This is a genomic window from Citrobacter sp. Ct235 (genome assembly GCF_030332305.1).
GTDB lineage: Bacteria > Pseudomonadota > Gammaproteobacteria > Enterobacterales > Enterobacteriaceae > Citrobacter_A > Citrobacter_A telavivensis.
This window is the reverse complement of record NZ_JAOWIC010000047.1, coordinates 400,636-426,739: the sequence shown is the minus strand read 5'-3', so window position 1 is coordinate 426,739 and position 26,104 is coordinate 400,636. Positions and strand designations below refer to the sequence as shown.

General features: G+C 54.4%; 21 protein-coding genes and 7 tRNA genes. 25 read left to right on the top strand and 3 right to left on the bottom strand.

The window, feature by feature from the left end; translation table 11 throughout:
- Positions 1-34: 34 nt before the first annotated feature.
- Positions 35-2,050, bottom strand: coding sequence for an N-acetylglucosamine-specific PTS transporter subunit IIBC (gene nagE / locus OGY35_RS15055; RefSeq protein WP_286632686.1), 2,016 nt, complete (start codon positions 2,048-2,050; stop codon positions 35-37).
- A gap of 326 nt (positions 2,051-2,376) precedes the next feature.
- Between nagE and nagB the strand changes: the two genes are divergently transcribed.
- The 12 genes from nagB (at position 2,377) to OGY35_RS14995 (ending at position 9,281) form a co-directional block, all read left to right on the top strand.
- Complete coding sequence (gene nagB / locus OGY35_RS15050) at positions 2,377-3,177, top strand: glucosamine-6-phosphate deaminase (protein WP_178827892.1); 801 nt, start codon at positions 2,377-2,379, stop codon at positions 3,175-3,177.
- A 59-nt stretch (positions 3,178-3,236) separates the two neighbouring features.
- The gene (gene nagA / locus OGY35_RS15045; protein ID WP_286632685.1) at positions 3,237-4,385 is read left to right on the top strand and encodes an N-acetylglucosamine-6-phosphate deacetylase; all 1,149 of its coding nucleotides are present in this window, start codon (positions 3,237-3,239) and stop codon (positions 4,383-4,385) included.
- Positions 4,386-4,393: 8 nt separating this feature from the next.
- Entirely contained in the window at positions 4,394-5,614 is a 1,221-nt protein-coding gene (nagC, locus tag OGY35_RS15040) for a DNA-binding transcriptional regulator NagC (protein ID WP_286632684.1), read from the top strand.
- Between the two features lie 46 nt (positions 5,615-5,660).
- Positions 5,661-6,413, top strand: coding sequence for a ribonucleotide monophosphatase NagD (gene nagD, locus OGY35_RS15035; RefSeq protein ID WP_046477474.1), 753 nt, complete (start codon positions 5,661-5,663; stop codon positions 6,411-6,413).
- A gap of 255 nt (positions 6,414-6,668) precedes the next feature.
- Positions 6,669-8,333: an asparagine synthase B gene (asnB, locus tag OGY35_RS15030; protein ID WP_152405485.1), complete on the top strand. Its 1,665-nt coding sequence runs from the start codon at positions 6,669-6,671 to the stop codon at positions 8,331-8,333.
- A 224-nt stretch (positions 8,334-8,557) separates the two neighbouring features.
- Positions 8,558-8,634 (top strand) — tRNA-Met (locus OGY35_RS15025).
- 8 nt (positions 8,635-8,642) lie between these two features.
- Positions 8,643-8,727, top strand: a tRNA-Leu gene (locus OGY35_RS15020).
- Positions 8,728-8,750: 23 nt separating this feature from the next.
- A tRNA-Gln gene (locus OGY35_RS15015) sits at positions 8,751-8,825 on the top strand.
- A 36-nt stretch (positions 8,826-8,861) separates the two neighbouring features.
- Positions 8,862-8,936: transfer RNA gene (locus OGY35_RS15010), tRNA-Gln, on the top strand.
- A gap of 19 nt (positions 8,937-8,955) precedes the next feature.
- Positions 8,956-9,032 (top strand) — tRNA-Met (locus OGY35_RS15005).
- Between the two features lie 47 nt (positions 9,033-9,079).
- Positions 9,080-9,154, top strand: a tRNA-Gln gene (locus OGY35_RS15000).
- Positions 9,155-9,206: 52 nt separating this feature from the next.
- Positions 9,207-9,281 (top strand) — tRNA-Gln (locus tag OGY35_RS14995).
- Positions 9,282-9,380: 99 nt separating this feature from the next.
- Here the strand turns inward: OGY35_RS14995 and ubiF are convergent.
- Positions 9,381-10,556, bottom strand: coding sequence for a 3-demethoxyubiquinol 3-hydroxylase (ubiF, locus tag OGY35_RS14990; protein WP_286632683.1), 1,176 nt, complete (start codon positions 10,554-10,556; stop codon positions 9,381-9,383).
- A gap of 145 nt (positions 10,557-10,701) precedes the next feature.
- Here ubiF and miaB point away from each other — a divergent pair, with 145 nt between their 5' ends.
- The 10 genes from miaB to rihA all read left to right on the top strand — a co-directional run bounded on the left by miaB (position 10,702) and on the right by rihA (position 21,076).
- Complete coding sequence (gene miaB, locus OGY35_RS14985; protein ID WP_061076834.1) at positions 10,702-12,126, top strand: tRNA (N6-isopentenyl adenosine(37)-C2)-methylthiotransferase MiaB; 1,425 nt, start codon at positions 10,702-10,704, stop codon at positions 12,124-12,126.
- A gap of 210 nt (positions 12,127-12,336) precedes the next feature.
- Positions 12,337-13,383 (top strand): PhoH family protein, encoded by a 1,047-nt coding sequence (locus OGY35_RS14980; RefSeq protein WP_042320685.1) that lies wholly within the window; start codon positions 12,337-12,339, stop codon positions 13,381-13,383.
- Positions 13,380-13,847 carry an rRNA maturation RNase YbeY gene (ybeY, locus tag OGY35_RS14975; protein ID WP_152405488.1) on the top strand — a complete coding sequence of 156 codons (468 nt, stop codon included), beginning with the start codon at positions 13,380-13,382 and terminating at the stop codon, positions 13,845-13,847. Before OGY35_RS14980 ends, ybeY begins: the two co-directional genes overlap by 4 nt.
- A 98-nt stretch (positions 13,848-13,945) precedes the next feature.
- Complete coding sequence (gene corC, locus OGY35_RS14970) at positions 13,946-14,824, top strand: CNNM family magnesium/cobalt transport protein CorC (protein WP_152405489.1); 879 nt, start codon at positions 13,946-13,948, stop codon at positions 14,822-14,824.
- Between the two features lie 23 nt (positions 14,825-14,847).
- Positions 14,848-16,386: an apolipoprotein N-acyltransferase gene (lnt, locus tag OGY35_RS14965; RefSeq protein ID WP_286632681.1), complete on the top strand. Its 1,539-nt coding sequence runs from the start codon at positions 14,848-14,850 to the stop codon at positions 16,384-16,386.
- Positions 16,387-16,812: 426 nt separating this feature from the next.
- A complete protein-coding gene (locus tag OGY35_RS14960; protein WP_046477456.1) occupies positions 16,813-17,721 on the top strand; it encodes an amino acid ABC transporter substrate-binding protein in 909 nt (302 codons plus the stop codon).
- A gap of 163 nt (positions 17,722-17,884) precedes the next feature.
- A complete protein-coding gene (gltJ, locus tag OGY35_RS14955) occupies positions 17,885-18,625 on the top strand; it encodes a glutamate/aspartate ABC transporter permease GltJ (RefSeq protein WP_286632679.1) in 741 nt (246 codons plus the stop codon).
- Positions 18,625-19,299 carry a glutamate/aspartate ABC transporter permease GltK gene (gene gltK, locus OGY35_RS14950; RefSeq protein WP_152405492.1) on the top strand — a complete coding sequence of 225 codons (675 nt, stop codon included), beginning with the start codon at positions 18,625-18,627 and terminating at the stop codon, positions 19,297-19,299. Before gltJ ends, gltK begins: the two co-directional genes overlap by 1 nt.
- Entirely contained in the window at positions 19,299-20,024 is a 726-nt protein-coding gene (gene gltL / locus OGY35_RS14945) for a glutamate/aspartate ABC transporter ATP-binding protein GltL (protein WP_286632678.1), read from the top strand. Before gltK ends, gltL begins: the two co-directional genes overlap by 1 nt.
- Positions 20,025-20,140: 116 nt before the next feature.
- A complete protein-coding gene (rihA, locus tag OGY35_RS14940; protein ID WP_286632677.1) occupies positions 20,141-21,076 on the top strand; it encodes a pyrimidine-specific ribonucleoside hydrolase RihA in 936 nt (311 codons plus the stop codon).
- 90 nt (positions 21,077-21,166) lie between these two features.
- On the opposite strand, the gene OGY35_RS14935 is transcribed toward rihA, so the two are convergent.
- The gene (locus tag OGY35_RS14935; protein ID WP_042320694.1) at positions 21,167-21,649 is read right to left on the bottom strand and encodes a zinc ribbon-containing protein; all 483 of its coding nucleotides are present in this window, start codon (positions 21,647-21,649) and stop codon (positions 21,167-21,169) included.
- Positions 21,650-21,884: 235 nt separating this feature from the next.
- On the opposite strand from OGY35_RS14935, the gene leuS reads away from it, so the two are divergent.
- From leuS to holA, 3 genes are read left to right on the top strand one after another with little or no spacing between them, the layout of a single operon-like run.
- Positions 21,885-24,467, top strand: coding sequence for a leucine--tRNA ligase (gene leuS, locus OGY35_RS14930; protein ID WP_152405494.1), 2,583 nt, complete (start codon positions 21,885-21,887; stop codon positions 24,465-24,467).
- Between the two features lie 14 nt (positions 24,468-24,481).
- Positions 24,482-25,072: an LPS assembly lipoprotein LptE gene (lptE, locus tag OGY35_RS14925; protein WP_152405495.1), complete on the top strand. Its 591-nt coding sequence runs from the start codon at positions 24,482-24,484 to the stop codon at positions 25,070-25,072.
- On the top strand, positions 25,072-26,103 hold the full coding sequence (holA, locus tag OGY35_RS14920; protein ID WP_152405496.1) for a DNA polymerase III subunit delta: 1,032 nt from the start codon (positions 25,072-25,074) through the stop codon (positions 26,101-26,103). Before lptE ends, holA begins: the two co-directional genes overlap by 1 nt.
- Position 26,104: the final 1 nt, after the last annotated feature.

The window sequence follows — 26,104 nt, the reverse complement described above, 5'->3', positions numbered from 1 at the left end:
ATGTTGTCGGATGGCGGCTTACGCCTTATCCGACCTACCCTTTAATTTCATACAGTGGCGTTTGACCGGCAACCACATGACCGTCGGCTTTGATCACCAGGCCGCTGAAGTCGTCGATGTTGCTGCAAACGACAGGACTTATCATGGAGCGCGCGTTCGCGTTCAGGTAGTCCAGATCCATTTCCAGAATCGGCTGACCTGCCGTCACTTCCGCGCCCTCTTCCACCAGACGCTTGAAGCCCTGGCCGTTCAACGCGACGGTATCGATACCCATGTGGACAACGATTTCCGCGCCTTTCTCGGTTTCCAGGCAGAACGCATGGTTGGTGTTGAAGATTTTCACGATGGTGCCCGCTGCCGGAGAAACCACGGTTTTATCCGTCGGTTTTACCGCAACGCCGTCGCCTACCGCTTTGCTGGCGAACGCTTCGTCAGGCACCTGCTCAAGCGCAACCACATCACCGGTCACTGGCGAGACCAGTTCAGCAATGGTCACTGCATTCGGCACCGCCTGCGGTTTGGCCGCCGCCTGGGCAGCAGGCGCAGCAGAGGCTTCAGCCGCCGCAACCGGACCCGTTGTTTTCATCGCGTTAGCGATTTTCTCAGCCACGAAGCCGACGATAATCTGCACGCTGGTTTTGTTCAGACGAATCACACCAGAAGCACCCAGACGTTTCGCCAGGCCTTCATTGACCAGCGACGAGTCTTTTACGCTCAGACGCAGACGGGTGATGCAGGCATCGATACCGGTGAGGTTGTCAGAACCGCCGATGGCTGCGATGTACTGACGCGCCAGGGCTGAAACGTCTTGTTCTTTATCGCTGCTCACATTCAGGTCCTGACCATCCGCTTCGCTGCCAGCCACGGCCAGTTCGCGACCCGGCGTCATCAGGTTGAATTTGGTGATAACGAAACGGAACACCACGTAGTAGATGGCAAAGAACACCAGACCTTGTGGGATCAGCATCCACCACTGGGTTGCCAGCGGGTTACGGGAAGAAAGCACCATATCCACCAGACCCGCACTGAAGCCGAAGCCGGCAATCCAATGCATGCTCGCCGCGATGAATACGGAGATACCGGTCAGGACAGCGTGAATCACATACAGAACCGGCGCAACGAACATGAAGGAGAATTCCAGCGGTTCGGTGATACCCGTAAAGAACGCCGCAAACGCACCGGCCATCATGATACCCAGCACTTTCGCCTTGTTCTCAGGACGCGCGCAGTGGTAGATAGCCAGCGCCGCACCCGGCAGACCAAACATCATGATCGGGAAGAAGCCCGCCTGATAACGACCGGTAATCCCCACAACCGCTTTGCCCGATTCGATAGACTGGGCACCGCCGAGGAAGTTAGGAATGTCGTTAATCCCCGCAACGTCAAACCAGAATACGGAGTTCAGCGCGTGGTGCAGACCCACCGGAATCAACAGGCGGTTGAAGAAGGCGTAGATACCCGCACCGGTTGATCCCAGCTTCTGAATATGCTCACCGAAGTTCACCAGACCATCGAAAATCACCGGCCAGATGTACATCATGATGAACGCGACGATGATCATCACGAAAGAGGTGAGGATCGGCACCAGGCGGCGACCGCTGAAGAAGGAGAGCGCTTTCGGCAGTTCGACGCTGCTAAAGCGGTTGTACAGCTCGGCAGAGATAATACCAACGAGGATACCCACGAACTGGTTGCTGATCTTACCGAAAGCGGCAGGAACCTGGTCAGCCGGGATCTTCTGAATCATGGAAACCGCAGCCGGAGAACAGAGTGTGGTCAACACCAGGAAGCCCACAAAACCGGTCAGCGCCGCAGCACCGTCTTTATCTTTGGACATACCGTAAGCCACACCGATAGCAAACAGCACGGACATGTTATCAATAATGGCGGAGCCGGACTTAATGAAGAACGCCGCAAGTGCGTTATCTCCACCCCAACCTACCGGGTCGATCCAGTAGCCGACCCCCATCAATATTGCCGCCGCTGGCAGCGTGGCGACCGGCACCATTAGCGCACGGCCAACCTTTTGCAGATAACCTAGAATACTCACTTTCTTCCCCCTTTGAGACCCCGTTAAGGCTCGCTTTAAGCTGTGTTTTTATTTTGTCACTAACTTATTGAAATTCAGTTGTTGCTTTACTGGCATTGTGAGTGTGTAAAAATTTAATTCGTATCGCAAATTAAAAGCGTGTTTTTTGTGAGTTTAGTCACCAAATATCGTTATTATCACTCCCTTTTACTGGCTATGTGGGAAAACTTATTTTATCATTCAAAAAATCAAGACAGATTGACCCAACCGATGCATGCCAGGTTACGCTTTACTATGCACCGACGCGCAATCCGTCAACGGCTTACATTTACTTTCTGAGGTGAAGAATGAGACTGATTCCCCTGACTTCCGCTGAACAGGTCGGCAAATGGGCTGCACGCCATATCGTTAACCGCATCAATGCGTTCAAACCGACAGCCGATCGTCCGTTTGTGCTGGGTCTGCCGACGGGCGGCACGCCGCTGACTGCGTATAAAGCCTTAGTCGAAATGCACAAAGCGGGCCAGGTTAGCTTCAAACATGTCGTGACGTTCAACATGGACGAATATGTCGGCCTGCCAAAAGAGCATCCGGAAAGCTACCACAGCTTCATGCATCGTAATTTCTTTGACCACGTTGATATTCCAGCAGAAAACATCAACCTGCTCAACGGCAACGCGCCAGATATCGACGCCGAGTGCCGCCAGTATGAAGAAAAAATCCGTTCCTACGGTAAAATCCACCTGTTCATGGGCGGCGTGGGTAATGACGGCCATATCGCGTTTAACGAACCCGCTTCTTCGCTGGCCTCTCGTACCCGAATCAAAACCCTGACGCATGATACCCGTGTGGCAAACTCTCGTTTCTTTGACGGCGATGTGGCTCAGGTACCGAAATACGCACTGACCGTTGGCGTGGGTACTCTGCTGGATGCCGAAGAAGTGATGATTCTGGTGCTGGGCCATCAGAAAGCACAGGCGCTGCAGGCTGCGGTTGAAGGTAATGTTAACCACATGTGGACCATCAGCTGTCTGCAACTGCATCCGAAAGCGGTTGTGGTGTGTGATGAGCCGTCCACGATGGAACTGAAAGTTAAGACACTGAAATATTTCAACGAGTTAGAAGCAGAGAATATTAAAGGTCTGTAATGTAGTCTCCGCCCTGCCACAGTGTTCAGGGCGGCATTTTTTTGAAATCGGGGGTCGGAATGTATGCTTTAACCCAGGGTCGGATCTTTACCGGCCACGAAATTCTTGATGACCATGCGATTGTTGTCGCCAATGGCCTGATTGACCGCGTTTGCTCTGTGGCAGAACTGCCGCCAGAGATCGAACAACGTTCAGTGAACGGGGCCATTCTTTCCCCCGGCTTTATCGATGTCCAGCTTAACGGCTGCGGCGGCGTGCAGTTTAACGACACCGCAGAAGCTGTCACCGTTGAAACGCTGGAAATCATGCAGAAGGCCAACGAGAAATCGGGCTGTACCAACTATCTGCCTACGCTGATTACCACCAGCGACGATCTCATGAAACAAGGTGTTCGCGTGATGCGTGAATACCTTGCGAAACATCCGAATCAGGCGTTGGGTCTACATCTGGAAGGCCCCTGGCTAAACCTGGTGAAAAAAGGGACGCACAATCCGCGTTTTGTCCGTCAGCCTGACGCTGCGCTGGTCGATTTCCTGTGCGATAATGCCGACGTTATCACCAAAGTGACGCTGGCGCCGGAAATGGTCCCGTCGGAAGTGATCGGTAAGCTGGCGAACGCCGGGATTGTGGTCTCTGCCGGTCACTCGAACGCCACGCTGAAAGAAGCGAAGGCCGGATTCCGTGCAGGTATCACCTTTGCCACGCATTTGTTCAACGCCATGCCCTATATCACCGGACGTGAGCCGGGTCTGGCGGGCGCGATTCTGGATGAAGCCGACATTTATTGCGGCGTGATTGCAGACGGCCTGCACGTTGATTATGCCAACATCCGCAACGCCAAACGACTGAAGGGCGACAAACTGTGCCTGGTGACAGATGCGACTGCGCCGGCAGGGGCAAATATTGAACAGTTCATTTTTGCTGGTAAAACAATATACTACCGCAATGGACTTTGTGTAGACGAAAACGGGACGCTGAGCGGTTCATCATTAACCATGATTGAAGGCGTGCGTAACCTGGTTGAACATTGCGGCATTGCACTCGACGAAGTGCTGCGCATGGCGACCCTCTACCCTGCGCGCGCCATCGGTGTTGAGAAACACCTCGGCAGTATCGCTGCGGGTAAAGTGGCAAACCTGACCGCTTTCACACACGACTTTAAAATCATCAAGACCATCGTTAATGGTGACGAGGTCGTTACTGAGTAAGAGAAAGTATGACACCAGGCGGACAAGCTCAAATAGGTAATGTTGATCTCGTAAAACAGCTTAACAGCGCGGCCGTTTACCGCCTGATTGACCAGCATGGGCCAATCTCGCGGATCCAGATTGCCGAGCAAAGCCAGCTTGCCCCCGCCAGCGTAACCAAAATTACGCGTCAACTGATTGAACGCGGACTGATCAAAGAAGTCGATCAACAGGCCTCCACCGGGGGCCGCCGCGCCATTTCTATCGTCACCGAAACCCGCAGTTTTCACGCCATTGGTGTGCGTCTTGGCCGCCACGACGCGACCATCACCCTGTTTGACCTGAGCAGCAAAGTGCTGGCGGAAGAACACTATCCGTTGCCCGAACGCACGCAGGAAACGCTGGAACACGCGCTGCTCAATGCCATCACCGCCTTTATCGACAACAACCAGCGCAAGATCCGCGAACTCATCGCCATTTCCGTGATCCTGCCGGGACTTGTCGATCCGGAAAGCGGCAAGATCCACTACATGCCGCATATCCAGGTAGAGAACTGGGGACTGGTTGAAGCACTGGAAAAACGTTTTCTCGTCACCTGTTTTGTCGGCCACGATATCCGCAGCCTGGCGCTGGCGGAGCACTACTTTGGGGCAAGTCAGGACTGCGAGGACTCTATTCTGGTGCGCGTCCACCGCGGGACGGGTGCCGGTATTATCTCTAACGGCCGGATTTTTATTGGTCGTAACGGTAACGTTGGCGAGATTGGCCACATCCAGGTTGAACCGCTGGGCGAACGCTGCCACTGCGGTAACTTTGGCTGTCTGGAAACCATTGCCGCGAACGCGGCAATTGAACACCGCGTCCTCAATCTCCTGAAGCAAGGCTACCAGAGCCGCGTTCCGCTGGAAGACTGCACGATCAAAACCATCTGCAAGGCGGCAAATAAGGGCGACAGCCTGGCCTCAGAGGTCATTGAGCACGTTGGGCGTCATTTGGGTAAAACCATTGCGATCGCCATCAACCTGTTTAATCCGCAAAAAATCGTGATTGCCGGTGAGATAACCGAAGCCGATAAAGTGCTGTTACCCGCCATTGAAAGCTGCATTAATACGCAGGCGCTGAAGGCGTTTCGCACAAATTTGCCGGTGGTGCGTTCCACACTGGATCACCGCTCCGCCATCGGTGCCTTTGCGCTGGTAAAACGCGCCATGCTCAACGGTATTTTGCTCCAGCATTTGCTGGAAAACTGATGCGCTCTTATAGTATCGGATTATTAACATATTTCCTGGGTAGTTCATGACCATCAAGAATGTCATTTGTGATATCGACGGCGTGCTGATGCACGACAACGTCGCCGTACCGGGTGCGGCGGAGTTTTTGACTGGCGTTATGGAGAAAGGCCTGCCGCTGGTGCTGCTGACCAATTACCCGTCGCAGACCGGCCAGGATCTGGCAAACCGTTTCGCAACCGCTGGCGTTAATGTACCGGACAGCGTGTTTTATACCTCGGCCATGGCGACCGCCGATTTCCTGCGTCGTCAGGAAGGGAAAAAGGCGTATGTTGTCGGCGAAGGCGCATTGATCCACGAACTGTATAAAGCCGGTTTCACCATTACGGACGTGAACCCGGACTTTGTCATCGTCGGCGAGACCCGTTCCTACAACTGGGACATGATGCATAAAGCGGCTTTCTTTGTGGCAAACGGCGCGCGCTTTATTGCCACCAACCCGGACACCCACGGCCGCGGTTTTTATCCAGCCTGTGGCGCGCTCTGCGCGGGTATCGAGAAAATCTCCGGTCGTAAACCGTTCTACGTCGGTAAACCGAGTCCGTGGATTATCCGCGCGGCGTTAAACAAAATGCAGGCGCACTCGGAAGAGACGGTGATCGTCGGCGATAACCTGCGCACCGATATTCTTGCCGGCTTCCAGGCGGGGCTCGAAACCATCCTGGTGCTCTCTGGCGTTTCCACGCTGGATGACATCGACAGTATGCCGTTCCGCCCAAGCTGGATTTATCCCTCCGTCGCCGAAATCGACGTTATTTAACCCAGACCACGTCCCAGGACGTGGTTTTTCATTTTTGCCCACCAGAAAAATAATCTCATTCAACGAAATCAGCAAAAAACTGATAATTCATCAATGAATATGCTCAAACCATAATCTTTTTTCACTAATCGGCAATGACCATTGCGTTTTTTTCTTTTTCAGACCGCAAACCCCTTGCGCCGCCTGTTCCTTTGCGGCATTTTCTTTAGCAAGCAAACACAAAAAGCATTACGCAACAGGTTAACGGAGAAGGTTATGTGTTCAATTTTCGGCGTATTCGATATTAAGTCAGATGCAGGTGAACTGCGTAAAAAAGCCCTTGAGCTGTCACGCCTGATGCGCCATCGCGGTCCGGACTGGTCCGGCATTTATGCCTGCGATAAGGCCATTCTGGCCCACGAACGGCTGTCAATTGTCGACGTCAACGCTGGCGCTCAACCGCTGTATAACGAAAAGAAAACCCATGTGCTGGCCGTGAACGGTGAAATTTACAACCACCAGGCGCTGCGTGCAGAATATGGCGATCGCTACGCGTTCCAGACCGGTTCTGACTGCGAAGTGATCCTCGCGCTGTATCAGGAAAAAGGCGTGGAATTTCTCGACGATCTGCAAGGAATGTTTGCCTTCGCGCTGTACGACAGCGAACAGGATGCATATCTGATTGGCCGCGACCACATCGGCATCATCCCGCTGTATATGGGTTATGACGAGTTCGGCAACCTGTACGTCGCGTCAGAAATGAAAGCCCTGGTGCCGGTGTGCCGCACCATTCAAGAGTTCCCGGCGGGAAGTTATCTCTGGAGCAAAGACGGTGAAATCCGTCAGTATTATCAGCGTGACTGGTTCGATTTTGACGCGGTAAAAGATAACGTTACCGACAAAAACGAACTGCGTCAGGCGCTGGAAGACTCCGTCAAAAGCCATCTGATGTCTGATGTACCTTACGGTGTGCTGCTCTCTGGCGGCCTGGATTCCTCCGTCATCTCGGCGATCACCAAAAAATTCGCCGCCCGTCGTGTGGAAGATGACGAACGTTCTGAAGCCTGGTGGCCTCAACTTCACTCCTTCGCCGTCGGTCTGGAAGGTGCTCCGGATCTGAAAGCCGCGCAGGAAGTGGCTAACCACCTGGGGACCGTACACCATGAAATTCACTTTACGGTACAGGAAGGGCTGGATGCGATCCGCGACGTGATTTATCACATCGAAACCTATGACGTAACCACCATTCGCGCCTCGACGCCGATGTATTTAATGTCGCGTAAGATCAAAGCGATGGGCATCAAAATGGTGCTGTCCGGCGAAGGGTCTGATGAAGTGTTCGGCGGCTACCTCTATTTCCATAAGGCACCAGACGCCAAAGAACTGCACGAAGAAACCGTACGTAAGCTGCAGGCGCTGCATATGTTTGACTGCGCCCGCGCTAACAAGGCCATGTCGGCCTGGGGGGTGGAAGCTCGCGTCCCGTTCCTGGATAAGAAGTTCCTCGACGTGGCGATGCGCATTAACCCGGAAGATAAAATGTGCGGCAACGGCAAGATGGAAAAACATGTCCTCCGTGAATGTTTCGAATCCTATCTGCCGGCAAGCGTCGCATGGCGTCAGAAAGAGCAGTTCTCCGACGGCGTGGGCTACAGCTGGATCGACACCCTGAAAGAGGTGGCCGCTGAGCAAGTTTCCGATCAGCAACTGGAAACCGCCCGCTTCCGCTTCCCGTACAATACGCCGTCTTCAAAAGAAGCGTATCTGTACCGCGAGATCTTCGAAGAGCTGTTCCCGGTACCGAGCGCCGCAGAGTGTGTGCCGGGCGGTCCCTCCGTCGCCTGCTCTTCAGCTAAAGCGATAGAATGGGACGAAGCGTTCAAAACCATGAACGATCCATCGGGTCGCGCAGTGGGTGTTCACCAGTCCGCTTATCAATAAGCAACACTGATGAAAAAGGGCCTTTCGGGGCCCTTTTTTGATCGTGAAAAACAGTTCAGAAAGCGATTAATAACCAATAATTGCCGAATATTGCGTCACGCTGTTCGCAACCTAACCAAACAGTCACATTCCGGCCGTTTTCGATGAAAAAGGGGTTGACGCTTCAAGGCTCAATACGCATAATGCGCCCCGCAACGCCGATAAGGTAACGCGCGAAAAAAGAGGGCTACGTAGCTCAGTTGGTTAGAGCACATCACTCATAATGATGGGGTCACAGGTTCGAATCCCGTCGTAGCCACCATCTTTTTTGCGGGAGTGGCGAAATTGGTAGACGCACCAGATTTAGGTTCTGGCGCCGCAAGGTGTGCGAGTTCAAGTCTCGCCTCCCGCACCATTCCCATAAAAGCGTTGCACGGATGGGGTATCGCCAAGCGGTAAGGCACCGGTTTTTGATACCGGCATTCCCTGGTTCGAATCCAGGTACCCCAGCCATATTTCTTCGAGTTTGCGGATTGCCGCGACGGTCATTGGGGTATCGCCAAGCGGTAAGGCACCGGTTTTTGATACCGGCATTCCCTGGTTCGAATCCAGGTACCCCAGCCATCGAAGAAATGCAGTATCTGGCTACGTAGCTCAGTTGGTTAGAGCACATCACTCATAATGATGGGGTCACAGGTTCGAATCCCGTCGTAGCCACCATATTCAGAACACGTTAGTGCGTTTAAACGGGTTCAAAAACAATTTGTTGGGGTATCGCCAAGCGGTAAGGCACCGGATTCTGATTCCGGCATTCCGAGGTTCGAATCCTCGTACCCCAGCCAAATTTGCAAGACGTTCACGATGTGAATGCAAGAAGGGCCTGAAATTTTAAATTGGGGTATCGCCAAGCGGTAAGGCACCGGATTCTGATTCCGGCATTCCGAGGTTCGAATCCTCGTACCCCAGCCACATTAGAAAAGCTCGCTTCGGCGGGCTTTTTGCTTTTCTGCGTTTATTGCCTGATGGCGCTACGCTTATCAGGCCTACGATCGTAGGCCTGGATTAAAATTACAACCCTAATGCGTATTTCAGCGCCTGGCGCTTAAGTACCCCGGCGCGTTCTGCCGCCATCAGCCCAAGGTTGCGGATAATCCGCAGCGGCTGCAGGTCATTGCTGAATCCGGCGTAGAACAGATCCATCCCGCTTTGCATGATGAAGTTATCCGCCATACGCCGGGTCTGATAACGCTTAAGCACCGGCTGGCTCGCCCAGGACTCGCCATAACTGCGGGCATTGGTCAGTACATCGAGAAGGGTATCCACATCGCGATAGCCCAGGTTAACCCCCTGCCCGGCCAGCGGATGGATGGTGTGCGCCGCATCACCAACCAGCGCCAGACCCGGTTGCACATATTGCAGGGCGTGACGACGCGTCAGCGGAAACGCGCCTGCTGCGACGGGCATCACCTGTCCCAGACGTGTCGGGAAGTGCTTTGCGATCTCCGTCTGAAGCTGCGACATATTCAGCCCCTGCAACTGACGGATCCGCGCCGGTGAGTCATACCACACCAGCGACGCCCAGTGGTCGAACAAAGGCAGAAACGCGCGCGGGCCGTCCGGGGTGAACTGCTGCCAGGTACTGTCGCCAGGGTCGTTCTCGCACTGCACGGTAATCAGCATGCAGGATTGCGCATACTGCCAGGCGTGAATGCCGATGCCAGCCATCTGCCGCACCTGCGAATTTGCGCCATCCGCGCCAATCACCAGTTTGGCGGTGACTCGTTCGCCACCCGCCAGTTCCAGCTCATGACGATCGTTATGACGATGCAGCGCAATCAGCGAGGCCGGAACCCGCAGCGTCACTTTAGGGTGTACTTCCAGCGCCTGCCAGAGCGCCCGTTGCAGAACGTTGTTCTCGACCATATACCCAAGCAGTGGCAGCTTCAGTTCGCTGGCATCAAACACCACATGCGCGTTTTCCCACTCCCAGGTTTCCAGCCGCCGATACGGATGACTGCGCATCCCCTGCACAACATCCCAGACGCCAAGCCCTTTCAGTAGAGAAACTGAGGCCGCGCTGATCGCCGAAATACGCACATCCGGCTGGCTGTTTGCGACAAACGGCGCAGGCGCGGCATGTTCGATCACGGTGACCGTGAATCCATGCTGTGCCAGCCCCAGCGCCAGCGCGCCACCGACCATCCCCCCGCCGACAATGGCAATTTCCGTTGGTTGATTTGTCATGGTCAATCATCCTGTTACATGTATTGTGTAAGTTTACAGGATTTTTTACCCCTTGAGGCTGATAACGGTCATACTGGTCACCAGGGCAGCAAAGCATTACACTATGCGCCCTGCAATTCAGCCACTATTTCGCAAGAGCAAGTCGATGACCAAAAAACTCCATATTAAAACCTGGGGCTGTCAGATGAACGAATACGATTCATCGAAGATGGCCGATCTGCTGGATGCCACTCACGGGTATCAACTGACCGACGTGGCGGAAGAAGCGGATGTGCTGCTGCTGAATACCTGCTCAATCCGCGAGAAGGCTCAGGAAAAAGTCTTCCATCAGTTGGGTCGCTGGAAACTCTTAAAAGAGAAAAACCCCGATCTGATTATCGGCGTCGGCGGCTGTGTGGCGTCTCAGGAAGGTGACCACATTCGCCAGCGCGCGCACTATGTCGATATCATCTTTGGGCCGCAAACGTTGCACCGCCTGCCAGAAATGATTAACTCCGTTCGCGGCAACCGTAGTCCGGTTGTTGACATCAGCTTCCCGGAGATCGAGAAGTTTGACCGCCTGCCGGAACCGCGCGCGGAAGGTCCGACCGCCTTTGTCTCAATTATGGAAGGCTGCAACAAATATTGTACTTACTGCGTGGTGCCTTACACCCGGGGTGAGGAAGTCAGCCGCCCGTCTGATGACATCCTGTTTGAAATCGCCCAGCTTGCCGCTCAGGGCGTGCGTGAAGTCAATCTGCTCGGCCAGAACGTTAACGCCTGGCGCGGACAAAACTACGACGGCACCACTGGCTCGTTCGCCGACCTGCTGCGTCTGGTTGCCGCCATTGATGGCATTGACCGCATCCGCTTCACCACCAGCCATCCGATCGAATTTACCGACGACATCATCGACGTCTATCGCGATACGCCGGAGCTGGTGAGCTTCCTGCACCTGCCGGTACAGAGCGGTTCGGATCGCGTGCTGAACCTGATGGGACGTACCCACACGGCGCTGGAATATAAAGCCATTATCCGTAAGCTGCGTGCGGCGCGTCCGGACATTCAGATAAGCTCCGACTTCATTGTTGGTTTCCCGGGTGAGACCACCCAGGACTTCGAGCAGACCATGAAGCTGATTGCCGACGTCAATTTCGATATGAGCTACAGCTTTATCTTCTCTGCACGTCCGGGAACGCCAGCCGCCGATATGGTGGATGACGTGCCGGAAGAAGAGAAGAAGCAGCGTCTGTATATTTTGCAGGATCGCATTAACCAGCAGGCGATGGCCTGGAGTCGTCGCATGCTCGGCACCGTTCAGCGCATTCTGGTGGAAGGAACGTCGCGTAAGAGCATCATGGAGCTGTCTGGCCGTACCGAAAATAATCGCGTGGTGAACTTCGAAGGCGCACCGGAGATGATCGGTAAATTTGTCGATGTGGAAATCACCGACGTCTGGACCAACTCACTGCGCGGGAAAGTGGTGCGCACCGAAGACGAAATGGGGCTGCGCATCGCAGAAACCCCGGAATCGGTGATTGCCCGTACCCGTAAAGAAAATGAGATTGGCGTCGGGTTCTGGCAGCCTTAATTCTGCTCAAAACGTCAAAATTCCCGATGGCGCTGCGCTTATCGGGCCTACTGGAGCACGACGCTTCATAGGCCCGATAAGGCTCTTGTATTTCCTCTCTACGCCCCCATCTTGATACCAGTGCTTGCGCCTTTACCCCGTGGCGTGAATAATTTCCTGACAGGCCGGTGAATGTTCATCTTCCGGCTCCCTATGCATAAGAGGAACAGTTTGAACACAGACACTCGCGAAATTACCCTTGAGCCGGCAGATAACGCCCGTCTGCTGAGCCTTTGCGGCCCGTTTGATGACAACATTAAACAGCTGGAACGCCGTCTCGGCATCGAGATTAACCGCCGTGACAACCATTTTAAACTGACCGGTCGCCCGATTTGCATCACCGCTGCGGCGGATATTTTACGCAGCCTGTACGTCGATACCGCGCCAATGCGCGGCCAGACGCAGGATATCGAACCGGAACAAATCCACCTCGCGATTAAAGAAGCACGCGTGCTTGAGCAAAGCGCCGAGAGCGTCCCCGAGTTCGGCAAAGCGGTCAATATCAAAACCAAGCGTGGCGTGATTAAGCCGCGTACGCCTAACCAGGCACAGTACATCGCCAACATTCTCGACCATGACATCACCTTTGGCGTCGGTCCTGCCGGTACGGGGAAAACCTACCTCGCCGTTGCCGCCGCCGTGGATGCGCTGGAGCGTCAGGAGATCCGCCGTATTCTGCTGACCCGTCCGGCGGTCGAAGCGGGAGAAAAACTGGGCTTCCTGCCGGGCGATCTGAGTCAGAAGGTTGATCCGTACCTGCGCCCACTGTATGACGCGCTGTTTGAAATGCTCGGCTTCGAGAAAGTCGAAAAGCTGATTGAGCGCAACGTGATTGAAGTGGCTCCGCTGGCCTATATGCGCGGCCGTACGCTAAACGATGCCTTTATCATTCTTGATGAGAGCCAGAACACCACCATCGAACAGATGAAGATGTTCCTGACCCGTATCGGCTTTAACTCGAAGGCGGTAATTACCGGCGACGTCACGCAGATTGACCTGCCGCGCAACATTAAATCGGGCCTGCGCCATGCCGTTGAGGTACTGGCGGAAGTCGAAGAAATCAGCTTTAACTTCTTCCACAGTGAAGACGTCGTGCGCCATCCGGTGGTTGCCCGCATCGTTAACGCCTATGAAGCATGGGAAGAAGCCGAACAAAAACGTAAAGCTGAGCTTGCTGCAGAGCGCAAGCGTGAAGCTCAGGAACAGGAACAGAAATGAGTCAGGTGATCCTTGATTTGCAACTGGCATGTGAGAACCACAGCGGTTTGCCAGAAGAGAGCCGGTTTCAGACCTGGCTGAATGCGGTCATCCCGCAATTTCAGGAAGAATCAGAAGTGACGATTCGCCTGGTGGATGAAGCCGAAAGCCACGATCTCAATCTGACCTACCGCGGGAAAGATAAACCGACCAACGTGCTCTCTTTCCCGTTTGAAGCCCCGCCAGGTATTGAGCTACCGTTGCTCGGCGATTTGGTCATCTGTCGTCAGGTCGTTGAACAGGAAGCGCAGGAGCAAGGCAAGCCGCTGGATGCCCACTGGGCGCACATGGTCGTCCACGGCAGCCTGCATTTGCTGGGTTACGATCATATCGAAGATGACGAGGCTGAAGAGATGGAAGCCCTCGAGACAGAGATTATGCTTGCTCTGGGCTATGAGGATCCGTACATTGCCGAGAAGGAATAAGCGACCGGGCGAATGCCCGGTGGTTTCCAGTGCTGCCGTGCGCTGAGTTTGCGCGCATTGAGCAAGAGATTAACTAACAAGAGAACCCATACGACGCCATGAGCGACGACAATTCACACAGTAGTGACACGTTAAGCAACAAGAAGGGATTTTTTTCCCTGTTACTGAGCCAACTTTTCCACGGTGAACCGAAAAACCGTGATGAACTGCTGGCGCTGATCCGTGATTCCGGGCAGAACGACCTTATCGATGAAGATACGCGCGACATGCTCGAAGGGGTGATGGACATTGCGGACCAGCGCGTTCGCGACATCATGATTCCCCGCTCCCAGATGATTACCCTGAAACGCAACCAGACGCTGGACGAATGCCTCGATGTCATTATCGAGTCTGCCCACTCGCGTTTTCCGGTGATAAGCGAGGACAAAGATCACATTGAAGGGATTCTGATGGCCAAGGATTTGCTGCCGTTTATGCGCAGCGATGCCGATGCCTTCAGCATGGAGAAAGTGTTACGCCAGGCCGTTGTCGTCCCGGAGAGCAAACGCGTTGACCGTATGCTCAAAGAGTTTCGCTCCCAGCGTTACCATATGGCTATCGTCATCGACGAATTTGGTGGTGTCTCTGGTCTGGTGACCATTGAAGACATCCTGGAGCTTATCGTCGGTGAAATCGAAGATGAGTACGATGAAGAAGATGATATCGACTTCCGCCAACTCAGTCGCCACACCTGGACCATTCGCGCGCTCGCGCCGATCGAAGACTTCAATGAAGCCTTCGGCACCAGCTTTAGTGACGAAGAGGTCGATACCATCGGTGGTCTGGTGATGCAGGCGTTTGGTCACTTGCCCGCACGTGGTGAAACTATTGATATCGATGGTTACCAGTTCAAAGTGGCAATGGCCGACAGCCGTCGTATTATTCAGGTTCACGTCAGAATTCCGGATGACTCCCCCCAGCCAACACTGGACGAATAACACCGAACGGGAAGAAGAACTCAATGGCTTTTGCCTCATTAATTGAACGCCAGCGCACTCGCCTGCTGCTGGCGTTATTATTCGGCGCCTGCGGAACGCTGGCTTTTTCTCCTTATGACATCTGGCCCGCGGCGATTGTGTCGCTGATGGGCTTGCAGGCATTAACCCTGAATCGTCGCCCGCGCCAGTCAGCCGCTATTGGCTACTTCTGGGGACTGGGACTCTTCGGGACGGGAATCAACTGGGTTTACGTCAGTATCGCGCAGTTTGGCGGCATGCCAGGCCCGGTGAACGTTTTCCTTGTCGTGCTGCTCGCGGCGTATCTTTCTCTGTATACCGGGCTGTTTGCCGGCGTACTGGCGCGTCTGTGGCCGAAAACCAGCTGGCTGCGGGTTGCCATTGCCGCGCCGGTGGTCTGGCAGCTAACCGAATTCCTGCGTGGCTGGGTACTGACCGGATTTCCATGGCTGCAGTTTGGCTACAGCCAGATAGACGGCCCGCTGAAAGGCCTGGCGCCGGTAATGGGTGTCGAAGCCATTAACTTCCTGCTGATGATGGTCAGCGGACTGCTGGTTCTCTCGCTGGTCAGCCGTAACTGGCGTCCGCTGGTGGTCGCCGTTATCCTTTTCGCACTCCCCTTCCCGCTGCGCTATATCCAGTGGTACACGCTGGAGCCGGAAAGAATGACCCGGGTGTCGATGGTTCAGGGTGATATCCCGCAGTCGTTGAAGTGGGAAGAAGGTCATTTGCTGAATACGCTTAAGACCTATCTGGATGCGACGCAGCCCGAAATGGGGAAATCGCAGCTGATCATCTGGCCGGAATCCGCTATTCCGGATCTGGAGATCAACCAGCAGCGTTTTCTGGGCATGATGGACGATTTGCTGCGTGCGAAGAACAGCTCGCTGATAACCGGTATTGTCGATGCGCGGCTGAACAAACAGAACCGCTATGACACCTACAACACCATTATCACGCTGGGGAAAGACAATCCTTACCGCTATGACTCAACCAACCGCTACAACAAAAACCATCTGGTACCGTTTGGTGAGTTTGTGCCGCTGGAATCCATTCTGCGCCCGTTAGCGCCGTTCTTTGACCTGCCGATGTCCTCGTTCAGCCGTGGTCCGTATGTTCAACCGCAGCTGCATGCGCATGGTTTAGCGCTGACCGCCGCGATTTGCTACGAGATAATCCTGGGTGAACAGGTGCGCGATAATTTCCGCCCGGATACGGACTATCTGCTGACCATCTCCAACGATGCCTGGTTTGGTAAGTCGATTGGCCCGTGGCAGCACTTCCAGATGGCGCGGATGCGTTCCCTGGAACTGGCGCGACCGCTGCTGCGCAGTACCAATAACGGTATTACGGCGGTGATTGGTCCACAGGGTGAGATTCAGGCGATGATCCCGCAGTTTACCCGTCAGGTATTGACCGCCGATGTGACGCCAACGACAGGCTTAACGCCGTACGCCCGAACCGGCAACTGGCCGCTGTGGTTCATTACCGCGCTGTTCGGTTTTGCCGCCGTGTTAATGAGTTTGCGTCAACGTCGCAGATAACACAGTGCACCATCAAATGTAGGCCGGATAAGGCGGTACGCCGCCATCCGGCGGTTGTGCCACATCGTGCCTGATGGCGCTACGCTTATCAGGCCTACAAACTACCATTCTCCCTCCCTTCTTCCATTCTGGCACGCTCATTGCTTTGTTAAACAAGGCAAACCTGTTTTTGACGTTTAGCGCAACTTAGTCGCACTAAAGCAGTTCACTGGTAGCACCGAAACGGTGCAATGAGAGATTTTTGCCTCTAAACGGTGCGGCGCACTTCGCAAAAATAAACAATAACGCAGCAAAATCTTTACATTAAGCCAGACTAAATGTTAACAAACAGGTAAAACACTGCACGCTTAAGTTGCAGGTGATAACAACACAGACACTCACAATAGGTATCACTGCGTCGACGGCGCAGACGATAAGGAGTTGGATATGCAATTACGTAAGCTAGCCACAGCAATGCTGGTTATGGGACTGTCAGCCGGTCTGGTACACGCGGAAGACGCAGCGCCAGCCGCAGGCAGCACGCTCGACAAGATCGCCAAAAACGGCGTTATCGTCGTCGGTCACCGTGAATCCTCCGTGCCGTTCTCTTATTACGACAATCAGCAGAAAGTGGTGGGTTATTCTCAGGATTACTCCAACGCCATCGTTGAAGCCGTGAAGAAGAAACTCAACAAGCCCGATCTGCAGGTTAAGCTGATCCCGATTACCTCTCAGAACCGTATTCCGCTGCTGCAAAACGGCACCTTCGACTTTGAGTGCGGTTCCACCACCAACAACCTTGAGCGCCAGAAACAGGCCGCCTTCTCTGACACCATCTTTGTCGTCGGCACCCGCCTGCTGGCGAAAAAAGGCGGCGACATTAAAGACTTCGCGGACCTGAAAGGCAAAGCGGTTGTTGTGACCTCAGGAACCACCTCTGAAATTCTGCTGCACAAGCTGAACGACGAACAAAAAATGGACATGCGTATCATCAGCGCTAAAGACCACGGTGACTCTTTCCGTACTCTGGAAAGCGGTCGCGCCGTTGCCTTTATGATGGATGATGCCCTGCTGGCCGGTGAGCGTGCGAAGGCGAAGAAACCAGATAACTGGGAAATCGTCGGCAAACCGCAGTCTCAGGAAGCCTACGGCTGCATGCTGCGCAAAGACGATCCTGAATTCAAAAAGCTGATGGATGACACCATCGCCCAGGCGCAGACCTCAGGTGAAGCCGCGAAATGGTTTGATAAGTGGTTCAAAAATCCGATCCCACCAAAAAACCTGAACATGAATTTCGAACTGTCGAACGAAATGCAGGCGCTGTTCAAAGAACCGAATGATAAAGCACTTAACTAATTAAAACTAAATGGGGCGGGGACTCCTTGCCCTCTCGATTGCTATACAGCACGGACAGACTATAGGCCTGATGGTCGTTCCCCATCAGGCCTGAAAACCGAAGTACGCTGGATAACAATCTTCGAGGGTAGCGCTGCTACCCTTATTTTTTCGGAGTAGATGTATGTCAATAGACTGGAACTGGGGCATTTTTTTACAACAAGCCCCATTCGGCAACACCACCTATCTCGGCTGGCTCTGGAGCGGCTTCCAGGTCACCGTCGCCTTATCCATCACCGCCTGGATCATTGCCTTCCTGGTCGGTTCTTTGTTCGGCATTTTACGCACCGTCCCGAATCGCTTCCTTTCCGGGCTCGGCACCCTTTATGTAGAACTGTTCCGCAACGTTCCGCTGATCGTCCAGTTCTTCACCTGGTACCTGGTCGTGCCTGAACTGCTGCCGGAAGATCTGGGTATGTGGTTTAAAGCGGAACTGGATCCCAACATTCAGTTCTTCGTCTCTTCCATGCTCTGTCTGGGGCTTTTCACCGCAGCACGCGTCTGCGAACAGGTTCGCGCCGCCATTCAGTCACTGCCGCGCGGCCAGAAAAACGCGGCACTGGCGATGGGGCTGACCCTGCCGCAGGCATATCGCTACGTGCTGTTGCCTAACGCCTATCGCGTGATCGTCCCGCCGATGACCTCTGAGATGATGAATCTGGTGAAAAACTCCGCCATCGCCTCCACCATCGGTCTGGTCGATATGGCAGCGCAAGCCGGTAAGCTGCTGGATTACTCGGCGCATGCCTGGGAATCGTTTACCGCCATCACCGTGGCGTACGTGTTGATTAATGCCTTCATCATGCTGGTGATGAGTCTGGTGGAACGTAAAATCCGCCTGCCTGGCAATCTGGGAGGCAAATAATGTACGAGTTCGACTGGAGTTCTATTGTCCCTTCCCTGCCGTATCTGCTGGACGGGCTGCTCATCACGCTGAAGATTACCCTGACAGCGGTGGTCATCGGTATTGTCTGGGGAACGTTGCTTGCGGTCATGCGCCTTTCCAGCTTCGCGCCTGTCGCCTGGTTTGCTAAAGCATACGTTAACGTATTCCGCTCCATCCCGCTGGTGATGGTACTGCTGTGGTTCTACCTGATCGTACCGGGATTACTGCAGGACGTTCTGGGACTGTCACCGAAAACCGATATTCGCCTGATTTCGGCGATGGTCGCCTTTTCGATGTTTGAAGCCGCTTATTACTCCGAGATTATCCGTGCGGGTATCCAGAGCATTTCCCGCGGACAATCAAGCGCGGCGCTGGCGCTGGGCATGACCCACTGGCAGTCAATGAAGCTCATCATTCTGCCACAGGCGTTTCGCGCGATGGTGCCGCTGCTGCTTACACAGGGCATCGTTCTGTTCCAGGATACCTCCCTGGTGTACGTCTTAAGCCTCGCGGATTTCTTCCGTACCGCTTCTACTATTGGCGAGCGTGATGGTACACAGGTCGAAATGATCCTGTTTGCCGGAGCCGTCTACTTTGTTATCAGCCTGAGCGCGTCGTTGTTGGTCAGCTATTTGAAGAAAAGGACAGTTTAATGATTACCCTGAAAAATGTTTCTAAATGGTATGGTCACTTTCAGGTGCTGACCGACTGCTCCACGGAAGTGAAAAAAGGGGAAGTGGTGGTGGTCTGCGGCCCGTCGGGTTCCGGAAAATCCACGCTGATCAAAACCGTTAACGGTCTGGAGCCGGTACAAAAAGGTGAAATCACCGTAAACGGCATTATGGTCAATGACAAAAAAACCGATCTGGCGAAGTTACGTTCTCGCGTCGGGATGGTGTTCCAGCACTTTGAGCTGTTCCCGCATCTGTCGATTATCGAAAACCTGACTCTGGCGCAGGTGAAAGTGCTGAAGCGTGATAAAACCCCGGCGCGCGAAAAAGCGCAGAAGTTGTTGGAACGCGTGGGCCTTGCCGCGCATGCCAATAAGTATCCGGCCCAACTTTCCGGTGGCCAGCAGCAGCGTGTGGCGATAGCCCGCGCGCTATGTATGGATCCTATCGCCATGCTGTTCGATGAACCCACCTCCGCGCTCGATCCGGAAATGATCAACGAAGTACTGGACGTCATGGTTGAACTGGCCAATGAAGGGATGACCATGATGGTGGTGACCCATGAAATGGGCTTTGCGCGCAAAGTGGCGAATCGTGTGATCTTTATGGACGAGGGGAAAATCGTTGAGGACTCGCCGAAAGAGGAGTTCTTCGCCAACCCGAAATCCGAACGCGCAAAAGACTTCCTTGCCAAAATCCTGCATTAACTTTTCCGGCGCGCATGTCAGAATGCGCGCCATTTCACGCTTTCTTGTCTCGCTCCTCGAATCATTTTCATCCCGGCGTTACCCTTGCCGCAAAGTAGCATTCATAAGGAGCAACAATGGCACTGCCAATTCTATTAGATTGCGACCCGGGTCATGATGACGCTATCGCAATTGTTCTCGCCCTCGCCTCACCGGAACTTGACGTTAAAGCCATCACCTCATCCGCAGGCAACCAGACACCCGATAAAACGCTGCGTAACGTATTACGGATGCTGACGTTACTGAACCGCACGGACATTCCGGTAGCGGGCGGCGCAGTGAAACCCTTGATGCGCGAGCTGATCATTGCCGATAACGTCCACGGCGAAAGCGGACTGGATGGCCCGGCGCTGCCGGAACCCGCCTTTGCGCCTCAGGCCTGTACCGCCGTTGAGCTGATGGCGAAGACGCTGCGCGAGAGCACACAGCCGGTCACCCTCGTCTCTACCGGGCCGCAAACCAACGTTGCGCTGTTGCTGAACAGCCATCCTGAACTGCATGACAAAATCGCTCGCATCGTGATCATGGGCGGTGCAATGGGGCTCGGCAACTGGACGCCTGCCGCCGAATTCAATATCTATGTTGACCCAGAAGCCGCTGAGATCGTCTTCCAGTCAGGCATTCCGGTGGTGATGGCCGGCCTGGACGTCACGCATAAAGCGCAAATTCACGTCGAAGATACCGAACGCTTCCGCGCTATTGGCAACCCGGTTTCCACTATCGTTGCGGAGCTACTCGATTTCTTCCTTGAGTATCATAAAGACGAGAAATGGGGATTCACCGGCGCGCCGCTGCATGACCCGTGCACCATCGCCTGGCTGCTAAAACCCGAACTGTTTACCACCGTCGAACGCTGGGTTGGCGTGGAAACGCAGGGGAAATATACCCAGGGGATGACCGTGGTGGACTATTACTTCCTGACGGGCAAAGCACCCAACGCCACGGTAATGGTGGATGTGGATCGCCAGGGGTTTGTTGACCTGCTGGCAGAACGGCTAACGTTTTACGCGTGATCAATGCCGGATGGCGCTGACGCTTATCCGGCCTACATAATAAGTCACCGTAGGCCGGATAAGATGCGTCAGCATCGCCATCAGGCTATATTACGGTTCAAACGGTCGACGCTGGAACTGGTCGTGTCCGCATTTTGGGCACAATGGCAGCACGTCCGGCGTATACACTGCCAAGTGAAAATGGCACTTCTCGCAGACCAGATTGCCCAACCCCACCACTTCGCCACTGTGATAGACCCCGTGATGACTCAGGTCCTGAAAGACTTCGCGCCATTCAAGCTGCGTTTTGTCCGTGATATCCGCCAGCTCCTGCCACAGGCTCTCTTTGATCACCCGCATAAAGACGCTGTCGGATTCCTCTTCCTGACTCTCCTCATAGCTCACGGCGAACTCTTCCAGGTCACGCCTGACGGCGCGTGTCAGTTCGTCCACTTCGGTTCGCGTTAACTCCCCGGCCTGCAAAACCCGCTGCCGCGCCTGTTCCACCAGCGCATCGATATCGCGCTCGCCATTGCGCAGACGTTCACTTAATGACGCCACCAGTTCACGGTAATATTGAGCAACCTTGTTCATCGTTTCGCCTCCTGGGTCGTTAACTGTCTATAATAATAGACGTTATTTAGGCCGCGCTTTGCAAGACTGCCCACAGAGTGTGTAAATTCGTGCAAGGATTGTCATGGCGTGAATTCGAACCTGAATGCGCGAAAGGCTGTTTTGACGCGGGCGTTTGGGCTATGCTATGCGGATCTGAAACACCACATCGAAAGCTACGTTTGTAGCTGTATTGAAAACAGGACCACTGGCTGCCATGCAAGAGCAATACCGCCCGGAAGAGATAGAATCCAAAGTACAGCTTCACTGGGATGAGAAGCGCACATTTGAAGTTACCGAAGACGAGAGCAAAGAGAAGTATTACTGCCTGTCTATGCTTCCCTATCCTTCTGGTCGACTACACATGGGCCACGTACGTAACTACACCATCGGTGACGTGATCGCTCGTTATCAACGCATGCTGGGCAAAAACGTGCTGCAGCCTATCGGCTGGGACGCCTTCGGCCTGCCTGCAGAAGGCGCGGCGGTGAAAAACAACACCGCGCCGGCACCGTGGACCTACGACAATATCGCCTACATGAAGAACCAGCTCAAAATGCTGGGCTTTGGCTATGACTGGAGCCGTGAACTGGCGACCTGCACCCCGGAATACTATCGCTGGGAGCAGAAATTCTTCACTGAGCTGTACAAAAAAGGTCTGGTCTATAAGAAAACCTCAGCAGTCAACTGGTGCCCGAACGATCAAACCGTACTGGCGAACGAACAGGTTATCGACGGCTGCTGCTGGCGCTGCGACACCAAAGTTGAGCGTAAAGAGATCCCGCAGTGGTTTATTAAAATCACCGCCTATGCCGACGAACTGCTCAATGATTTGGATAAGCTGGACCACTGGCCTGACACCGTGAAAACGATGCAGCGCAACTGGATTGGCCGTTCTGAAGGCGTGGAAATCACCTTTAATGTGAACGGTTATGACAACACGCTGACCGTCTACACGACCCGCCCGGACACCTTTATGGGTGCCACCTATCTGGCGGTTGCCGCCGGTCACCCGCTGGCGCAGAAAGCGGCAGAGAGCAATCCTGAACTGGCGGCCTTTATCGACGAATGCCGTAACACCAAAGTGGCCGAAGCCGACATGGCGACCATGGAGAAAAAAGGCGTCGACACCGGCTTTAAAGCGGTTCACCCCTTAACCGGCGAAGCGATCCCGGTCTGGGCGGCTAACTTTGTGCTGATGGAATACGGCACCGGCGCGGTCATGGCCGTACCGGGTCACGATCAGCGCGACTACGAATTTGCCACCAAATACGGCTTAACCATTAAGCCGGTTATCCTGGCAGCCGACGGCTCTGAGCCGGATCTTTCCGAACAGGCGATGACCGACAAAGGCGTCCTGTTTAACTCCGGCGAGTTTGACGGTCTGGCTTTCGAAGCGGCCTTTAACGCCATTGCTGATAAGCTGGCAGCGAAAGGTGTCGGCGAGCGTAAGATCAACTACCGTCTGCGCGACTGGGGCGTTTCTCGTCAGCGTTACTGGGGCGCACCGATCCCGATGGTCACACTGGAAGACGGCACCGTGCTGCCGACGCCGGAAGATCAACTGCCGGTGATCCTGCCGGAAGATGTTGTGATGGACGGTATTACCAGTCCGATCAAAGCCGATCCTGCGTGGGCAAAAACCACCGTTAACGGCCAGCCTGCGCTGCGTGAAACCGACACCTTCGACACTTTTATGGAGTCCTCCTGGTACTATGCGCGCTACACCTGCCCGCAGTATCAGGAAGGGATGCTGGATTCCAACGCAGCAAACTACTGGCTGCCGGTAGATATTTACATTGGCGGTATCGAACACGCCATCATGCACCTGCTCTACTTCCGCTTCTTCCACAAACTGATGCGCGATGCCGGCATGGTGAACTCTGACGAACCGGCAAAACAGCTGCTGTGTCAGGGAATGGTACTGGCGGATGCGTTCTACTATGTCGGCGAAAGCGGCGAGCGTAACTGGGTTTCCCCGGTGGATGCGATCGTTGAACGCGACGAGAAAGGTCGCATCGTGAAGGCGAAAGACGCGGCGGGCCATGAACTGGTGTATACCGGCATGAGCAAAATGTCCAAGTCGAAAAACAACGGTATCGACCCGCAGGTGATGGTTGAACGTTACGGCGCGGATACCGTGCGTCTGTTTATGATGTTCGCCTCTCCGGCTGATATGACGCTGGAATGGCAGGAGTCCGGCGTGGAAGGCGCTAACCGCTTCCTGAAACGTGTCTGGAAACTGGTGTACGAACACACTTCCCGTGGCGATGTTGCGCCGCTGAACGTTGACGCGCTGACGGAAGATCAGAAAGCGCTGCGTCGCGATGTTCACAAGACTATCGCCAAAGTGACCGATGATATCGGCCGCCGTCAGACCTTCAACACCGCGATTGCCGCCGTGATGGAGCTGATGAACAAGCTGGCGAAAGCCCCGCAGGATGACGAGCAGGATCGCGCGCTGATGCAGGAAGCCCTGCTGGCGGTGGTGCGGATGCTTAACCCGTTTACCCCACACGTTTGCTTTACGCTGTGGCAGGCGCTGAAGGGCGAAGGCGACATCGACAACGCGCCGTGGCCGGTCGCGGACGACGCCGCAATGGTCGAAGACTCCACGCTGGTTGTAGTCCAGGTTAACGGCAAGGTGCGTGGCAAAATCACCGTTCCGGTGAATGCGACAGAAGAACAGGTTCGTGAACGCGCGGGCCAGGAACATCTGGTCGCAAAATATCTTGATGGCGTTACCGTACGTAAAGTGATTTACGTGCCGGGTAAACTCCTCAATCTGGTCGTTGGCTAAGCGCGGGAGGAAGCGTGCGATATCTGGCAACATTGTTGTTATCTCTGGCGGTGTTAACCACCGCCGGGTGTGGCTGGCACCTGCGCAATACCACGCAGGTTCCGGACACAATGAAAACCATGATTCTGGACACGGGGGATCCGAATGGTCCGTTAAGCCGTGCAGTGCGTAATCAACTGCGTCTGAATGATATTGAGCTACTGGATAAGAGTACGCTGCGTAAAGACGTACCGTCTTTACGTCTGGGTCGGGTCAGTATTTCGAAAGATACCGCGTCTGTCTTCCAGAATGGTCAGACTGCGGAATATCAGATGATTATGACGGTCAGTGCGTCGGTGTTGATTCCTGGTCACGATATTTATCCTATCAGCGTCCGGGTATTCCGTTCGTTCTTCGACAACCCGCAGATGGCGCTGGCGAAAGATAACGAGCAGGATATGATCATCAAAGAGATGTACGACAGAGCGGCGGAACAGTTGATTCGTAAACTGCCAAGCGTACATGCTGCCGATCGTCTCTCATCGCAAGAAGAGGTTGCCGTTGACGATAAAGAAGCGGCTCCCGCTTCCTCTTCAACGCGTGTCTCCAGCACGCTGGGTAACTGATGATTCGGTTGTACCCTGAACAACTCCGCGCGCAACTCTCTGAAGGGTTGCGCGCGGCGTATCTGCTACTCGGAAACGATCCTCTGTTGTTGCAGGAAAGCCAGGACGCCATCCGTCAGGTTGCGGCAACTCAGGGGTTCGACGAACACCATACTTTTACTCTCGACAATAATACCGACTGGAACGCGTTGTTCTCGCAATGTCAGGCAATGAGTCTGTTTGCCAGTCGTCAGACGCTGCTGTTGTTACTGCCCGAAAATGGCCCGAATGCCGCCATTAATGAACAACTGGTTACGCTGGTTCAGTTGCTGCATGACGATCTGCTGCTGATCGTGCGCGGAAATAAGCTCAGTAAGGCGCAAGAAAATGCCGGCTGGTTCAGCGCACTGGCCGAACGAAGCGTACAGGTCAGTTGCCAGACGCCGGAACAGGCGCAACTTCCCCGTTGGGTAGCGGCGCGCGCAAAGCAAAATAATTTGCAACTGGACGACGCGGCGAATCAACTATTGTGCTATTGCTATGAAGGTAACCTGCTGGCTCTGGCGCAGGCGCTGGAACGTTTATCCTTATTGTGGCCAGACGGTAAGCTCACCCTGCCCCGCGTCGAGCAGGCCGTTAACGACGCCGCCCACTTCACCCCGTTCCATTGGGTGGATGCGCTGGTCATGGGCAAAAGTAAGCGCGCACTGCACATTCTTCAACAGTTACGTCTGGAAGGCAGCGAACCGGTTATTTTGCTGCGCACCCTGCAACGTGAGCTGTTGCTGCTGGTTACGCTAAAACGCCAGTCGGCCCACACCCCGCTGCGCACGCTCTTTGATAAGCACCGCGTCTGGCAAAACCGCCGTGGCATGATTGGCGATGCGCTGAACCGGCTTAGTCCGGCGCAGTTACGTCAGGCGGTGCAATTACTGACACGTACGGAATTAACGCTGAAGCAGGACTATGGCCAGTCGGTCTGGGCAGAGCTTGAAGGGCTCTCACTGCTGATTTGCCACAAAGCGCTGGCTGAAGTTTTTATTGATGGCTGAT

Bases quoted from the DNA above. Each gene is read 5' to 3' on its own strand.
- ybeY (WP_152405488.1), top strand. From the start codon at position 13,380: ATGAGTCAGGTGATCCTTGATTTGCAACTGGCATGTGAGAACCACAGC.
- gltK (WP_152405492.1), top strand. From the start codon at position 18,625: ATGTACGAGTTCGACTGGAGTTCTATTGTCCCTTCCCTGCCGTATCTG.
- lnt (WP_286632681.1), top strand. From the start codon at position 14,848: ATGGCTTTTGCCTCATTAATTGAACGCCAGCGCACTCGCCTGCTGCTG.
- OGY35_RS14960 (WP_046477456.1), top strand. From the start codon at position 16,813: ATGCAATTACGTAAGCTAGCCACAGCAATGCTGGTTATGGGACTGTCA.
- OGY35_RS14935 (WP_042320694.1), bottom strand. From the start codon at position 21,649: ATGAACAAGGTTGCTCAATATTACCGTGAACTGGTGGCGTCATTAAGT.
- nagA (WP_286632685.1), top strand. From the start codon at position 3,237: ATGTATGCTTTAACCCAGGGTCGGATCTTTACCGGCCACGAAATTCTT.
- corC (WP_152405489.1), top strand. From the start codon at position 13,946: ATGAGCGACGACAATTCACACAGTAGTGACACGTTAAGCAACAAGAAG.
- holA (WP_152405496.1), top strand. From the start codon at position 25,072: ATGATTCGGTTGTACCCTGAACAACTCCGCGCGCAACTCTCTGAAGGG.
- gltJ (WP_286632679.1), top strand. From the start codon at position 17,885: ATGTCAATAGACTGGAACTGGGGCATTTTTTTACAACAAGCCCCATTC.
- miaB (WP_061076834.1), top strand. From the start codon at position 10,702: ATGACCAAAAAACTCCATATTAAAACCTGGGGCTGTCAGATGAACGAA.
- asnB (WP_152405485.1), top strand. From the start codon at position 6,669: ATGTGTTCAATTTTCGGCGTATTCGATATTAAGTCAGATGCAGGTGAA.
- ubiF (WP_286632683.1), bottom strand. From the start codon at position 10,556: ATGACAAATCAACCAACGGAAATTGCCATTGTCGGCGGGGGGATGGTC.
- gltL (WP_286632678.1), top strand. From the start codon at position 19,299: ATGATTACCCTGAAAAATGTTTCTAAATGGTATGGTCACTTTCAGGTG.
- nagC (WP_286632684.1), top strand. From the start codon at position 4,394: ATGACACCAGGCGGACAAGCTCAAATAGGTAATGTTGATCTCGTAAAA.
- leuS (WP_152405494.1), top strand. From the start codon at position 21,885: ATGCAAGAGCAATACCGCCCGGAAGAGATAGAATCCAAAGTACAGCTT.
- rihA (WP_286632677.1), top strand. From the start codon at position 20,141: ATGGCACTGCCAATTCTATTAGATTGCGACCCGGGTCATGATGACGCT.
- nagB (WP_178827892.1), top strand. From the start codon at position 2,377: ATGAGACTGATTCCCCTGACTTCCGCTGAACAGGTCGGCAAATGGGCT.
- nagD (WP_046477474.1), top strand. From the start codon at position 5,661: ATGACCATCAAGAATGTCATTTGTGATATCGACGGCGTGCTGATGCAC.